Here is a 14,704-nt window from a genome sequence, read left to right on the forward strand (position 1 = left end):
CTTGATAACGCCTTTGCATCCATGACAGAAGCCACTTTGCACCACATCGAAAGCCCGCAGGACCTGCGCGCATGCCTGCCGCTGATGCGCGAGCTACGGCCCCATCTGAACCAAGAAGCCGACTTCATCGAACGCGTCGGCCGCATGCGCGCCGACGGCTACCGGCTGCTGGCCGCCATGGACGCGGGCCGGGCCGTCGCGCTGGCGGGCTACCGCCTGCAGGAAAACCTGATCTACGGCCGCTTTCTGTATGTCGACGACCTGGTGGTGGCGGACGGACGGCGCGGCGAGCGCTGGGGCGCCCGCCTGCTGCACGCGCTGGACACCGCCGCGCGCGACAGCGGCTGCGCCCGCCTGGTGCTCGACACCGGCCTGGGCAACGCCCTGGCCCAACGCTTCTATTTCCGCGCCGGTCTGTTGACCAGCGCCATCCGATTCAGCAAGTCACTGGAAACTCCCGCCTCATGAACATCCTGCGCATCATCTGCAGCCCGCGCGGCCGCGCCTCCGAAAGCTATCGCCTGTCGCAAGCCATCGTCGACCAGCTCACCGCCGCCGCGCCCGACGCGGCCGTGGTCGACGTCGACGCGACCGCCCTGCCCCTGGTCGACTCCGACTACGCCGCCACGCTGAGCGCGCGCCAGGATCCCACCGACGGCCGCCAGCACCGCGGCGCGCTGGGCCGTTCGTCCGGATTGATCCAGTCCTTGCGGGACGCCAGCCATGTCGTCATCGCGACGCCGATGCACAATTTCACCGTATCGGCCTCGCTGAAGACCTGGATCGATCACGTGGTGCGGGTGCGCAGCACGTTCCAGATCACGGAGCGCGGCAAGGAAGGCAGCCTGGAGGACCGGCCGGTATACGTGGCGATCTCGTCCGGCGGCGAGTTCGGCTGCGGCGAGCACAGCCAGCCGGACTTTCTTACGCCGTACCTGAGGCACGTGCTGGGCACGATAGGCCTGAAGAGCGTGACGTTCTTTTCGGTGCAAGGCACGGCGCGCGGGACGGATGCGCTGGACGAGGCGCGGGCGCGGGTCCAGGGCGAGATCGCCGCCCATCCGTTTGCGGCCGGCCTGCGCGCCGAGTTCGCCGCCGCTTGATTCATCTAGGCCTGGTGCCGCCGCATCATGGCGCGCGCACCAAGCCGGATCATGCTTAGGGATAGCGCTTGAGTCCGGTACAAGTCCGCAATAAGCACTAGGCAATCGGGCTGCGTTGACACCCCCAAATAGGCGGCACTACGCTCTTTGCCAAACCCTCTCGCCTGACCAGACTACGCCGTATCTCCTCATTCGGGCATGGGTGCAGGAGGCGTGCAATGACATACACCCGACCAGGCATTCTCCTTGCCGCCGCGCTTGCGTTGTGGGTCCTTGCCGCGCCGCGCGCCGAGGCGGCCTGCAACGACAAGAAGATCCTGTCCATGGCCAACGACGGCCGCACGGTCAATGCGATCGCCAAGGCCTGCAACATGCCGGCGGCCAAGGTCCGGGGCGTGATCGAGCGCGCCGATGCGGACGACGAAGCGCCGCCGCCCGCGCCCAAGGCCAAGGCCGAGCGCGCCGCCGTGCCGGAGCTGCCCAAGAAACTGCCGTCCGGCGCCGGCCTTGCCTCATGCGATTGCCAGGGCATGGTGCCCTATGGCGAACGGGCGCCTGACCTGCGCTGCCAGAGCGGCATGTCGATGGCGACGCCCTGCGCGGGCTACTGCTCGCCACATGGCGTTGCGCCCTGGCGGCGCATATGCAGCTAGGCCCTATTGCCTGGCGCTAGGCATGAACCAGCGGTAGTAGGCATTGTCGCCGTCATCGCGGGCCAGCTTGTTCATTTCCCGGCCCCAGGTTTCGCGGTCGCCCACGTAGGCCGCCAGTGACGCCCGGTAGAACGTGTCCAGCCGCGCCCGTTCCAGCTGCATGTCGGCGCGCAGCGCCTCGGACGCGCCTGCCAGCGGCGGCTCGCTGCGCAGGGCCAGCAGCGCGGGCAGCGTCCGCACCACCTCGCGCGGCCGCACCCAGGTCGCATACTCGATGCCGGGCCGGTCGTCGGTGACGGGCGGCGTATCGCCGGCAAAACGCGCCAGTCCGTCGCGGTCGGTCACCCAGGTGGCGAGCAAGGCCGCGGCCGAAGGCACGCCCACGGCTTTCAGGGCGGCGGCGGTATCGGGCTGGCCGTAGCGCGCCTGGATGCGGGCCGCGTCCAGCGGCAGCGGCTGCAGCGAGCCCAGCAGCAGCATTTCGTGCAGCTCGCTGGTCCAGAGCTGGGCATGCGGAAACACCTGAATGAAGCTCGCGATCAGGGCGCGGGTGTCGTCCTCGTTCTGCGTCGGCAGCGGCAGCCATTGCGCCACGATGCCTTGCGGCGCCAGCCGGCTGGCGGCCAGTTGGTAGAAGTCGCGCGAATACAGATTGACCACGCCTGCGGCCGAAGGCGGCGGCGGTTCCAGCGTGATCAGGTCCCAGCGTTCCGCGCTGGCCTGCAGTTCGCGGCGGCCGTCGCGCAGGCGCTTGTCCAGGCCCGGATCGGTGGCGGCCTGGAAGGTGCCCTGGAAATGGGGCGCGGCGCGCAGCACGGCGGGCAGCAGCTCGGCCACCGCGCGCTTTTCCAGGCCGCGGTATTGCGACAGAGCCCCTGCCGTGATGCCGGTGCCATAGCCCACGACCAGCGCGGACCTGGGTTCGCCCGCGTGCACGATCAAGGGCAGCAGCGCCTGCAGCCGCATATAGCGCAGCGAAGGCATGGCGTCGCCCGAATTCGACACGCCCTGGATGTAGAGTCGGTGGAAACGGTTGCCGTTGCCGGCGCGCTCGACCACGGCCACCGTGCCGCCATGGCTTTCTTCATAGAAGACCAGGCCCGCGCCGCTGGCGCCCGGCAGCAGCCGCGCAAACTGGTCCGCCGGCAGCATGGCGACCACGGCCAGCGTGGCCAGACCCGCGATGCCGGTGGCCCAGCCAGTGGCGGCGCGGCCATCGGAGCGTCCGCGCCAGGCCGCCACGGCGCCCACCGCGGCGGCAATGGCCGCCAGCACGCCCAGGGTGCGCACCAGGCCCAGCGCGGGCAGCAGCAGGAACCCGGTCAGCAAGGTGCCCGCGATGCCGCCCAGCGTGTTGCAGGCGAGCACGGCGCCGGCTTCGCGGCCCACGCGCTGCTCTCCCACCACGATGCGCAGCACCGCGGGAAACGCCGCGCCCAGCAGCAGCGTGGGCGCCAGCACCAGGCTGGCCGCCGCCACCGCGAAACGCGCACACATGCCGGCAAAGCCGCTGCCCGTCCATTGGTAGACCGCCGCTTCCGCCCGGGTCTGCGCCACGACCAGCCACTGGCCCAGCAACGCCACTTCCAGCACCGCGATCAGGCCCGCGCCCGCGATCAGGAAGCCGAACACCGTCCAGGGATTGCGCACGCGGCGCGCCCAGCGCGCGTACAGCGCCGCACCGATGGCAAGGCCTGCCAGATAGGTGGCCAGTACGATGGCGAAGGCGAAAGCGCGCGTGCTCATGAAGGGCACGATCATCTGCGACCAGATCACTTCGTAGCCCAGCGCCACGGCGCCGGCCACCGCGTACAGTGCCACGGCCAGGCGCGCCTCGCCCGACAGGGGCGTGCCCGCGGCTTGCGGGCTGGCGGCGGGCGCGGCGCTGTCGCCCGCCCTGCGGTCCAGCATCCAGGCGCCGGCCGCCGCCAGCAGATTCAGCGAGGCCGCGGCAAGCGCCGCGCCCTGCACGCCGAAGCGCGGAATCAGGAAAAAAGCAGGCAGTAACGCGCCCAGGATCGCGCCGCAGGTATTGGCGGCGTACATCGCCCCGCCCGCGCGGCTCATGTCCGCGCCCTGCCGGCTCACGGCGCGCAGCAGCACCGGCAAGGTGCCGCCCATCAAGAATGCGGGAATGGCCAGCAGCAGCCCTACCGCCAGCCAGGCCGCCACGCTGCTATGCGCCTCGACCGCGACGAAGACGGCGGCGCTGCGCGCCAGCAGCCAGGTCACCGCGACGCAGGACAGCGCCACGGCCGCTTCCAGCGCGGCGTAGAAACGTACCGGGCGCCGCAAGCGGTCCGCCCGACGGCCCAACAGCCACCCGCCCAGCGCCAGGCCCAGAAAGAATGCGCTGACGGCGCCGGCGATGGCGCTGACCTCCACGCCCACCACCAGCGACAACTGCTTGATCCACAGCACCTGGAACACCAGCGCAGCCATGCCGGAAAGGAACAACAGCGCAGCCGGCCGAGCCGCCGTCAGGGTCCGTTCCTGCACGGATTGTTTTTCCAGATCGCGTCCCTGCATCGCCGCCTCGCTTGCCCCCATGCCCATCATGCTGCTCCCTCTGCGTTGCCGGGCGGCGCGACGCGCGCCGCCCGGTCCTGCCCCGGCTTGCGCCGCGGGCGGTTACTTCGCCTTCTGCTTGTCAAGCTGCTGGAAGTGTTCTTCCATGGCCTTGTTGACCTTCTCCTGAACCTGATCCACGCTGAACGTAGCGGGGCGCTGGCTCGGCGGATACTTGAGGAACGTGTCCAGGAACGCGGTGGCCTTCATGGTGGCGATGGCGGTCAGATAGGCGTTCTTGGCCAGCCAATCGTTGTACTGGTCCGACGTAATGTCGGCGCGCTCGTACGGGTCCATGCGCAGGTTGAAGATCTTCGGCAAGCGCAGGCAGACGAACGGGTCCTGCCAGATGTTGAGATTGCCGGGAGCCCGCTGCTCGCAGAACACCGCCTTCCAGTCCCCAAACCTCGCTCCGACCAGCACGCCGTCGTCGTTGAAGTAGAAGAACTCGTCGCGCGCGCTCTTGTCCTGCTTGCCGGTCAGGTAGCCCAACTGGTCGTAGCCGTCCAGGTGCACCTTGAACTTGGTGCCGCCGGCCTGCGGCGCCCAGCCGTCCAGCAGCCGTTCCTTGATGGTGGTGTCGCCCGTGGCCGCCATCAGGGTCGGGAACCAGTCCATGCCGGACACGATGCCGCGCTTGATTTCCCCCGCGGGAATCTTGCCCGGCCAACGCACCATGGCCGGCACGCGGAACGCGCCTTCCCAGTTGGAGTCCTTTTCGCTGCGGAACGGCGTGGTGGCGGCGTCCGGCCAGGTGAAGGCATTGGGGCCGTTGTCGGTGGTGTAGACGACGATGGTGTTGTCGGCGATGCCCATGTCGTCCAGCTTCTTCAACAGCTTGCCCACGTCCTGGTCATGCTCCCACATGCCATCGGCATAGTCGTTGCCGGGCATGCCGCTCTTGCCCTTGTGCTCGGGCCGGATGTGCGTGTAGATGTGCATGCGCGTGGTGTTCATCCACACGAAGAACGGCTTGTCGTCCTTGCCGTGCTTGTCGATGTAGTCGATCGCCGCGCCCACGGTTTCGTCGTCGATGGTCTCCATGCGCTTGGTGGTCAAGGCGCCGGTGTCCTGCACCTTGCCGTCGGCCGTGGCCTTGATCACCCCGCGTGGCGAGAAGTTCTTGACGTAGGGATCGTTGGGGTCCTTGGGCCAGTACGGGCGCTCGGGTTCCTCTTCGGCGTTCAGGTGGTAGAGGTTGCCGAAGAACTCGTCGAAGCCGTGGCGCGTGGGCAGGTACTCGTCCCGGTCGCCCAGGTGGTTCTTGCCGAATTGCGCCGTGGTGTAGCCCTGCGCCTTCAAGGCCTCGGCGAGGGTGATGTCGCCCTTTTGCAGCCCCACGGTCGCACCGGGCATGCCGACCTTGGACAGGCCGGTGCGCAGCGGCGACTGCCCGGTGATGAAGGACGAGCGGCCCGCCGTGCAGCTGTTCTCGGCGTAGTAGTCCGTGAACAGGACGCCTTCCTTGGCGATCCGGTCGATGTTCGGCGTGGTGTATCCGACCACGCCATGCGCGTAGGCGCTGATATTCGCCTGCCCGATGTCGTCGCCGAAGATCACCAGGATGTTCGGCTTCTTGCCCGATGCCGCCGCCTGGCCCTGATTGGCCGCCGGCGCCTGGGTCTGCGCCTGCGCGCCTGCCAGTGCCATGAGGCCGGTTGCGGCGAAGAGCGCCGCGCTCAACAGTTTTCTTGCGTTCATCGCTTTCTCCTGACCCTTGCGGGCGGTTCCCAGTCACGTAAACGAATCACTGTGTTTCAAATGCGTATACCCTTCTCCACTCCTTTGCCATGTCTACGATTACCCAACCCTTTTGCCGTGCTTCATCCAGCGCGCGGTCCAGCCGGCCGATCTTGGAATCCCGGTCATAGGCCCACTCGCGCCTGGCGTCGGTGTGATGCACCAGGCCCGCGAAGCGCTTGCCGCTGCCGGCCGCCGTCCACTGCAGCATCTGCAGGTCGCCGTCCGAATTGCCGAAGGCGAAAATGGGCTGGCGGCCGATGAACTTGTTGATGGCGACGGGCTTGCCCGGCCCGTCGTCGTTGAAGTCGAGCTTGGGCGTGCGCATCAGCACGGGCTTGCCGTCCTGCATCTGGAACTCGGTGACGAAGGTGGTGCCTATCACCTGCTCCGGCGGGATGCCGTAGACGTTCTGCGCCCAGGCGCGCATGAACTCCACTTCGCCGCCGGACACGATGTAGGTCTTGAAGCCGTTGCCGCGCAGATAGTCCAGCAGTTCCAGCATGGGCGCATAGATCATGCTGGTGTACGGCTGCTTGAAGCGCGGATGGCGGGCGGTCTTGATCCATTGCCTGACCTCCGCGCCGAAAGCCTCGGTGGTCATATTGGTGTGGGTCGCGCCCACGATCTTCAGCAGCCCTTCGGTGCCCGAGGCCGCCAGCGCCTGGCGGTCGCCCTCGATCGCGGCCTTGTAGGGCTGCTCCTGCGCCCATTCGGGATGCCGGGGCGCCATGGTCTTGACCTGGTCCAGCGCGAAGATCAGCTGGAAGTACAGGGGCTGCTCGCTCCATAGCGTGCCGTCGTTGTCGAACACGGCGATCCGGTCGGCCGGCGCCACATAGTCCGGTCCGCCCTCCGTCGTGACGGCTTGCACGAAGCCCAGGATGGCCTGGCGCGAAGGCCCCTCGTTCCAGGACGGCAGCGGCGTCTGCGCGCGGGCCACGCCGGCCAGGAGCAGCAGGAACAGCAGCGCAAGCCAGCGCCGGGCGAGCAAAGGCATCGTCATGGGAGATCTCCTTGAAGGTCGGCGGAAGCGGCGGCCACCCGTCCGCGTGACGTTGCGGCCGTACCGGGATTCAGCGCTGGCAGGTCTTGCGCGCCGCCCGATCGCACCGGCGCGCGCAAGGCGCGGCGCCAAGGCGGGAACATCTCGCGCAATCCGCGCCAGCCGTGCGCCGCGTCCGGCGCCCTGCCATAGCAGGCTCGCAGCGCATCGTCGGCGGATTGGCGCAGCGCCGGCTCCAGGCCGGCCGTCCCCCGCGCAATCGTGGCCGCGCCGCAAGCTCGGCGCAGCCATGCGTACAGCGCGTCCATGCGCGGCTGGGGCCGCGCCAGCAAGCGCCGCAAGTTCATCGCCGCATAGGGTTCGGAGGCGCGCCATTGTTCGCGCCGCGCCCGCAGTCCGGTCCGCAGGCGGGCCAACGTCCGCCGCAGCCAGGGTGCGCCCAACCACCACGCCAGGACTGCCAGCGCCACGCCCGCAGCCAGCGCCAGCGATCCCCCCGGAATGCGCACCTGCACCTGCCGGCCCATGTCGCGCAGGTCCTGCTCGACCGAGAATGGCGCCTGGTAGGCGGCGCCGGCCTGCGCCTCGAAGCGCTGCGCGGGCAGCACCACGCGCTCTTCCTTGTTGGTCGCGATGTTCCACCAGCGGATCTCCACCGCGGGCAACTCAAGGGCGCCGCCACGTTCGATCACGTAGTCCAGCCGGTCCACGCGCTGTCCGCCCAGGAAGCCGCCGCGATCGTCGGAGATCTGCGTCAGCTCGGGCTCGGACGGGTACAGTTTGAGACCCGGAACAGAGGCCGCGGCGGGCGGCGGGATCAGCATGGCCTGCGCGCCCTGGGCCTGCACGGTGATGACGCGGCTGACGTGGTCGCCCACGGCGGGAGGCTGGGCCGAATAGCGGATCTGCTGGCTGGCCTGGACCGCGCTGGCCGCCAGCGCGTGTCCTGCCACACCGCCGGGCGGCCCCGCGGCGCGCACTTCCAGCGGCCGCGTCTGCGCGGCAAGCGGCGCCGTCGCCTGCCCTACCTGCGCGCTGACGTGGATGGCGGGCACGCGCAAGGCGCCCGCTGCCTGCGGGCTGACCAGGTAGGAGTAGCGCAGTCCGCTGTAGGCGATGCCGCCTATCGTGGCGTGGATGATGGTGGCTTGCCCCGATGGCCCGGACACCAGCGCTCCCGGAATATCCAGGGCCGGCAGCTGCGGCGGCTGGGTGAACCAGGTCGAGGTCAGCACGTCCACCTGCAGGATGGCGGTGGCGCCCGCCATCAGCTCGCCCGACGCCGCCATGCGGGCCTCGGCGCGCAGTTGCGGCCCGGCATCGGCGGACTCGGCCCGCGCCATCGCGGCGCACAGGCTCAGCGGCAGCAAGAGCAGCCACAGGCCCAGGCGGCGCAATGCGGCCAGGCGGCGGGTCATGGCTGCTTCCCCTGCGCCGGCGCGGACTTGCGCGCATCCTCGATGGCGAACTTCTGCTTCAGAAAGCCCGCCGGCGACAGGCTCAGGTTACGCAGCCAGACCTCGTCAGAAGCGGCCTGGGGGGCCGCTACCCGCATCATCTTGCCCGCGCCCTTGTCGCTGTCCATGCGGGTCTCGTCGGGCTTCTCGGAGTCGTCGTCCTGTTGCTCGCTTTCGGCGGCGGCGATCAATCTGGCGACCAGCTCGCGGTTGTCGCGCGCTTCGGGAAACTCCGGCCGCAGGCGCAGTGCCTGGTCATAGGCCGCCAGCGCCACGTCGTAGCTGCGCAGCCGGACCTGGGTATTGCCCAGGTAGAAATAGCCTTCCGGCGTATCCAGCTTAGCGAAGGCGGCCAGCGCGGCCTGATAGTCGCCCGCGTCGTAGGCGGCGCGGCCCTTCCAGTAAGGATCCGCATACAAGGCCGCGGCCTCTGCATAGCGCTTGTGCTCGTAGGCCCAGCGGCCCTGCTGATCGGGGGTGAAAAAGGCGTCGGCCAGCGGGCCCGCGTCCACCCGGGGCGTATACAGCCCGGCCGTGGCGGCCAGCAGCAGGCATGCCGTCCAGTTGATGTTCCAGCCGCGCCGCAGCGCCAGCAGCGCCAACAGCGCCAGCGGCCAGCACAGCCAATAGCCCGCGTCCTTCCAGTGCGGCGGCTTGTCCGCGTCCTGGACCTCCTGGAAGTGGCGTTCGGCGTGCAGCGTCACCCAGTCCAGGTCGTCGTCGTTCAGGGTCAGGCTGCCCAGGGGCGCGCGCGCCGCCTGCGCCAGCTGTTTCAGCGCATCCTCGTCAAAGCCGCCCAGCACCGGCTTGCCCTGGGCGTCCACGCGTGGCTGGCCGCGCGCGTCGCGCACCACGCCGCCGTCGCGCGTGCCTGCCGCCCACACCAGTATCTGGAAGGAATTGGCGCGGGCCAGGCGCTCAACCTCGGCCAACTGGCTGGTGTCCGCGCCGTCGGTCACCAGCAGCAGCGTGCCGCCCGCCTGGCCGGATTGCAGCAGACTGGCGGCCAGGGAAATGGCGGCCGCGGCGTTCTTGCCGGGCGCGCCGATGAGTTCGGTGGACAAGGCCTGCACGAACATGTCCGGCAGCGCGGGATCGTCGGTGGGTGGCAACACCAGATGGGCCGAGCCCGCGTAGGCGATCAGCCCAGTCTTGGCGCCCGCGCGGCGTTTGAGCAAGTCGCGCAGCTTGCGCTTGGCGGCCTCCAGCCGGCTTGGCGGCAGATCGGCCGCGTCCATCGACGGCGACAGATCCACCGCGGCGATCAGGGGCGCGAGATTGTCCAGGAAGGCGGGACGGTCCTGTTGCCAGGTCGGCCCTGCCGCCGCGATGCCGCCCAGCGCCAGCACGGCGGCCAGCAGTTGCACGGGGCGCGGTCCGCGGCTGCCCTGCGTGCGCACGGTCAGGTAAGGCAGCAGCGCCGGCGCGATGTTGCTGCGCCATCCCGCCCGGCCGTCCTCGCCGCGCCGCCGCCATAGCAGCAAGGCCGCGGCCGCAACGGCCAGCAGCCACCACGGGCGCAGGAAATGGAAGGCACTCAGGTCGATTTCCATCCGCCCTCCTCCACGCCGCCATCGCGCAGCCTGGCGCCGCGATGCCAGCCGCGCAGCGCGGCGGCCAGATGCCAGGCTGCCAGCAGCAATAGCGCCAGGCCCAGCGGCACCCAGAAGAAATCCTGCTTGGGCTGATGCCGCAGTTCACGCACCTCGTGCGGCGTGATGCGGTCCAGCTCGGCATAGACCTGGCGCAGCGACGCCTGGTCCTGCGCCGGAAAGAAGCGGCCTCCGGTCTTGGCGGCGATCGCGCGCAAGGCGTCGAAATCGACCTTCTCTTCGCCCTGCGCCTGCGGATCGCCTATGCCCACGGTGTGCACCACGATGTGGCGCGCGGCCGCCATGGCCGAGGCGCGGCCGGGCGGCACGGCGCTGCCGGTGTCGTTGCCGTCCGTCAGCAGGATCAGGACCTGATCGCGCTCGCCGGCATGCTCGAACTGCTTGATCGCCACGCCGATCGCGTCGCCGATGGCCGTGTTGGGGCCGGCCATGCGTGTGCTCACCTGGGCAAGCAGCAGCTTGAGCGTGGCATGGTCTTGCGTCAGCGGCGCCTGCGGATAGGCCGCGCTGCCGAACACGATCAGGCCGAGCCGGTCGTCCTTGCGGCGGTCGATGAAGTCGGCCACCACCGCCTTGACGCCGCTCAGCCGGTCCTCGCGGCGGCCGTCCGGCGCCACGAAGTCCTCGGTCTCCATGGATTGCGAAATGTCGATGGCCAGCAGCAGGTCGCGCACCGGCTGGCGGTGTTCCAGCGGCGGCTCGATCCGCTCGGGCCGCGCCAGCGCCAGGATCAGCAGCAGCCAGACCAGCGCGTTCAGGGCCAGCTGCCAACGGTCGCCGCGCACGCCGGGACGCTGCGGCGTCTGGCCGGCGCTGCGCGCCACCGATTCGAAGAAGGGAATGCGCACGGCGCTGCGGCGCTGCACGTACGGCGGCAGATAGCGGTACGCCAACCACCCCAGAGGCAGCAGCGCCAGCAGCCAGGGATACTCAAGCCGCCACATGGTGACGCTCCATCCATTGCCGGCTGGCGTCGAACAATGTCCGCAGGCGCGCGGGATCGATGGCCCGCAAGGTCTCGGGCGGCGCATAGGCAAGCGCTCTCAGCAGGACGCCCGCGTCCGGAGGAAACACGGCCACGCCCTGGTCCATGAAGGCGACCCACTCCGCGCCCTGCAAGGCGCCCACCCTGGCGCGGTCGGCATGCGCCACCGATGACAGGCCGACGCGCTTGAGCAGGTCCGGCAAGGCGCGCGCGGCCAACGGGTCCGCCTGCGTTTCCCGGCGCAACGCCTGCAGCATGCGCAGGCCCGCGCGGCGGTAGCGGTTTCGCGCGTGACGCCGCGCCATCCGCCACGCCGCCCATCCGGCCAGGGCCAGCGCCACGGCCAGCAGCGCCGCCCAGCCCCAGGTCTGCGGCCAGTAGCTGACCGGCTCGGGCAGCGGCAGTTGCCGCAGCTGTTCGATGGACGGCGCGGCGTCGGCGTTCATGTCCGGCCCCGGCTTTGCTGACGGCTGGCCTGGCGGCCCAGTTCGCGCCGCAACTGCGCCACGGTGTCGTCCGCGGTGTCGATGGACAGCAGCGGCACGCGGCTGCGGTGCAGCAGTTCGGCCACGTCGCGCAGGCGTCCCGAAAAGAAGTCCGACAGCGGCTCGCGCACTTGCTTGCGATCGGCCGCCACCTCGACCTGCAGCTCGCCCTGCGTCACCACCAGCCGGCCGCTCAAGGGGATGCGCAGCGCCAGCGGGTCGTACACCAGCGTCGCGATCACGTCGTTGTGCGCGGCCAGCGTGCGCAACAGGCGCAAGGTCGTGGCGTCGGCGCCGGCAAAATCGCTGATCAGGCAGACCAGGCAATCGTGCGGCGCATGCGCCAGCGTCCCTTGCAGCGCCTCGTTCAGCCGCCCGGAAGCGTCCACGTCGGGCTGATCGGCGCCCATGGATAGGCTGCGGCGCGCGATGGCGGCGAACAGGGCCTGGATGCGTTCACGGCTGCGCAGCGGCCGCACGCGGTCGATGCCGCCATCGCTGAACACCAGGCCTCCCACGCGGTCGCCGGCCAGATAGGCCATCCACGCGGACAAGGCCGCCACGCGCGCGGCCGCCACCGACTTGAAGCTGCGCACCGAACCGAAGTACATGCCCATGCGCTGGTCCACCACCACCAGCACCGGGCGGTCGCGCTCCTCGCTATAGGTGCGTACATAAGGCTTGCCCAGGCGCTGCGAGGCGCGCCAGTCCAGCTGGCGCAGATCGTCGCCGGGCAGGTAGCGGCGCAATTCCTCGAAGTCCAGCCCGCGGCCGCGCAGGCGCGAACCATGCTGGCCGGCCAGTATGCTGTGCACCGGCTGGCGGCTGAAGAAGCCCAGGCCGCGCGCGGCGGGTTCCAGCGCCATCAAGTCCGCGATGCGGACCTGGACTTCCGGGGAGGGAGCGGCGGACGGCATGGCGGACTCAGACCGGCACCGCTACGGTGTCGAGCAGCTTGTCTATCACCTGGTCCGCCGTGACGCCGTCGGCGACCGCGTCATAGGACAGGTGCAGGCGATGCCGCAGCACCGGCCGGGCCACGCCGCGCACGTCGTCGGGCGAGGCGTAGTCCTGCCCGGCCAGCCAGGCGTGGGCGCGCGCCACCTTGTCCAGCGCGATCGCGCCGCGCGGGCTGGCGCCGACCTGGATCCAGCGCGCCAGATCGGCGTCCTGCGCGGCCGGCCGGCGGGTGGCGTTGACCAGGTCCACCAGGTACTGGTCCAGCGCCGAGGACACGTGCACCCGGTCGACCTCGGCGCGGCAGGCGAACAGGGCCTCCTGCGTCAGCGGCGCGCTGTCGGCGGCGCCATCCTGGCGCGACTCGCCGCGCAGCATGGCCAGCATCTGCCTTTCGCTGTCGGGGTCTGGATAGTCCAGCACGATCTTCATGATGAAGCGGTCCATCTGCGCCTCGGGCAAGGGATAGGTGCCCTCCTGTTCTATCGGGTTCTGGGTGGCCAGCACCATGAACAATTGCGGCATGCGGTGGGTGGTGCCGGCCACGGTGATCTGGCGTTCCTCCATGGCTTCCAGCAGCGCGGCCTGGACCTTGGCGGGCGCGCGGTTGATCTCGTCGGCCAGGATCAGGTTGCCGAATAGCGGCCCCTGCTGGAACTGGATGCGGCTGGCGCCCTGCGCGTCCTGTTGCAGCACCTCCGCGCCGGTGATGTCCGAGGGCAGCAGGTCGGGCGTGAACTGGATGCGGCTCATCGCCGCGGCCAGATGCTGGGCCAGCGTCTTGACGGTGCGCGTCTTGGCCAGCCCCGGCAGACTTTCCAGCAGCAGATGGCCATCGGCCAGCAGGCCCAGCAACACCTCGCGGATGACGGCGCCCTGGCCCAGCACCGAGCGCGCGATGGCGCGCTCCAATTCCAGAATGCTGTCGCGGTTGCTCATCGGCATACCCTCTCCTGCGTGACGTTGGTGCGTTAGCGGCTGGCGACGCCGTTCTTGGCCGTCTGGGCCAATTTCCATTGTTCCGGCGTCATGACGGTGCGGAACCCCAGGTGCGACATGCCGTTCATCGGGTCCGTGCCGCGCCGGGCGCTGGTGCGGTAGCTGATGCAATAGGTGTCGCTGCACAGGAACGAGCCGCCGCGCGTCACGCGCTTGGGCGCGGCCGGAGGCACGATGCCGTCGTCCGGGTCGTAGCTGTCGGCCGGCCCCGCCGGGTTCGCGGGCGGCTGGCGGTATTGCGCCTGGATCTTGAAGGCGTCGGCGCGGTACCAGTCGGCGGTCCATTGCCATACGTTGCCGGCCATGTCGTACAGGCCATAGCCATTGGGCGAGAAGCTGCCCACCGGCATGGTGCCGACCTGCACTTTTTCATCCTTCACGACTGGAAACGGCTGCGGTTGCTGGGTGTCCCAGATGTTGGCCATGGCCTTGCCCTGCGGCAGCAGTTCCTCGCCCCAGGCATAGGTGGCCTGCTCCAGCCCGCCGCGCGCCGCCATTTCCCATTCGGACTCCGTGGGCAGGCGCTTGCCGGCCCATTTGGCATAGGCCGTCGCGTCCTGGTACGACACCTGCACCACCGGATGGTCGTCCTTGCCCGCGATGGAACTGCCCGGTCCTTGCGGATGGCGCCAGTTGGCGCCGGGCACATAACGCCACCAACGCGAATAGTCGCGCAGGGACACCTCGCTCTCGGTGCCCACGAACACCATGGCGCCCGCCACCAGCAGACTGTCGTCGGGGCGCGGCGTGCCGGGCGGCAACTGGACCTTCAAGTCCTCCCAGCGGGGCTTTTGCTCGGCGGTCGTCACATAGCCCGTGGCGTCGACGAAGCGGCGGAACTGGGCATTGGTCACGTCGTTCACGTCCATCCAGAAGCCGCTGACGGACACCTTGTGCGCCGGCATTTCATTGGGCTGGGCCAGCTTGTGGCTGCTGCCCATCAGGAACTCGCGCCCAGGCACCCAGGCCATGCCGGCCGGGCCGCTCTTGCCGTCGCCCAGCACCACCTTCACCGCCTCGGGCGGGCCGTCCTTGCCCATCACCACATAGGCGGTGCTTGCGCCCGCGCCCAGCACCACGCCGGCCAGCAGCAATGCGCCGGCGTAGCGTGTTTTCCCTTGTGTTTGCTTTGCCATTT

13 protein-coding genes are annotated in these 14,704 nt (G+C 69.6%); 3 read left to right on the forward strand and 10 right to left on the reverse strand.

The features are described from left to right. Positions 1-21 precede the first annotated feature (21 nt). From BRO63_RS15250 to BRO63_RS15260, 3 genes are all read left to right on the forward strand, one after another. Complete coding sequence (locus BRO63_RS15250; RefSeq protein WP_088140572.1) at positions 22-468, forward strand: GNAT family N-acetyltransferase; 447 nt, start codon at positions 22-24, stop codon at positions 466-468. Continuing rightward, positions 465-1,103: an FMN-dependent NADH-azoreductase gene (locus BRO63_RS15255; RefSeq protein ID WP_088140573.1), complete on the forward strand. Its 639-nt coding sequence runs from the start codon at positions 465-467 to the stop codon at positions 1,101-1,103. The genes BRO63_RS15250 and BRO63_RS15255 overlap by 4 nt, the downstream gene beginning before the upstream one ends. A 218-nt stretch (positions 1,104-1,321) precedes the next feature. After that, on the forward strand, positions 1,322-1,756 hold the full coding sequence (locus tag BRO63_RS15260; RefSeq protein WP_088140574.1) for a hypothetical protein: 435 nt from the start codon (positions 1,322-1,324) through the stop codon (positions 1,754-1,756). Positions 1,757-1,759: 3 nt separating this feature from the next. On the opposite strand, the gene BRO63_RS15265 is transcribed toward BRO63_RS15260, so the two are convergent. The 10 genes from BRO63_RS15265 to BRO63_RS15310 all read right to left on the reverse strand — a co-directional run bounded on the left by BRO63_RS15265 (position 1,760) and on the right by BRO63_RS15310 (position 14,702). Continuing rightward, positions 1,760-4,312: a fused MFS/spermidine synthase gene (locus tag BRO63_RS15265; protein ID WP_088140768.1), complete on the reverse strand. Its 2,553-nt coding sequence runs from the start codon at positions 4,310-4,312 to the stop codon at positions 1,760-1,762. Between the two features lie 75 nt (positions 4,313-4,387). After that, a complete protein-coding gene (locus BRO63_RS15270) occupies positions 4,388-6,025 on the reverse strand; it encodes an arylsulfatase (RefSeq protein WP_088140575.1) in 1,638 nt (545 codons plus the stop codon). A 46-nt stretch (positions 6,026-6,071) separates the two neighbouring features. Beyond that, the gene (locus BRO63_RS15275) at positions 6,072-7,070 is read right to left on the reverse strand and encodes an HAD family hydrolase (RefSeq protein ID WP_088140576.1); all 999 of its coding nucleotides are present in this window, start codon (positions 7,068-7,070) and stop codon (positions 6,072-6,074) included. After that, a complete protein-coding gene (locus BRO63_RS15280; RefSeq protein ID WP_088140577.1) occupies positions 7,067-8,488 on the reverse strand; it encodes a BatD family protein in 1,422 nt (473 codons plus the stop codon). Before BRO63_RS15280 ends, BRO63_RS15275 begins: the two co-directional genes overlap by 4 nt. Then, a complete protein-coding gene (locus BRO63_RS15285; RefSeq protein WP_088140578.1) occupies positions 8,485-10,080 on the reverse strand; it encodes a vWA domain-containing protein in 1,596 nt (531 codons plus the stop codon). The genes BRO63_RS15280 and BRO63_RS15285 overlap by 4 nt, the downstream gene beginning before the upstream one ends. Continuing rightward, positions 10,065-11,084 (reverse strand): vWA domain-containing protein, encoded by a 1,020-nt coding sequence (locus tag BRO63_RS15290; RefSeq protein WP_088140579.1) that lies wholly within the window; start codon positions 11,082-11,084, stop codon positions 10,065-10,067. The genes BRO63_RS15285 and BRO63_RS15290 overlap by 16 nt, the downstream gene beginning before the upstream one ends. After that, complete coding sequence (locus BRO63_RS15295) at positions 11,071-11,571, reverse strand: DUF4381 domain-containing protein (protein ID WP_088140580.1); 501 nt, start codon at positions 11,569-11,571, stop codon at positions 11,071-11,073. Before BRO63_RS15295 ends, BRO63_RS15290 begins: the two co-directional genes overlap by 14 nt. Next, the gene (locus tag BRO63_RS15300) at positions 11,568-12,527 is read right to left on the reverse strand and encodes a DUF58 domain-containing protein (protein WP_088140581.1); all 960 of its coding nucleotides are present in this window, start codon (positions 12,525-12,527) and stop codon (positions 11,568-11,570) included. Before BRO63_RS15300 ends, BRO63_RS15295 begins: the two co-directional genes overlap by 4 nt. A 7-nt stretch (positions 12,528-12,534) precedes the next feature. Then, a complete protein-coding gene (locus BRO63_RS15305) occupies positions 12,535-13,506 on the reverse strand; it encodes an AAA family ATPase (RefSeq protein ID WP_088140769.1) in 972 nt (323 codons plus the stop codon). Between the two features lie 32 nt (positions 13,507-13,538). After that, positions 13,539-14,702 (reverse strand): formylglycine-generating enzyme family protein, encoded by a 1,164-nt coding sequence (locus tag BRO63_RS15310; RefSeq protein ID WP_088140582.1) that lies wholly within the window; start codon positions 14,700-14,702, stop codon positions 13,539-13,541. Between the last annotated feature and the right edge of the window lie 2 nt (positions 14,703-14,704).

The organism is Achromobacter xylosoxidans (assembly GCF_002192695.1).
GTDB lineage: Bacteria > Pseudomonadota > Gammaproteobacteria > Burkholderiales > Burkholderiaceae_B > Achromobacter > Achromobacter xylosoxidans_C.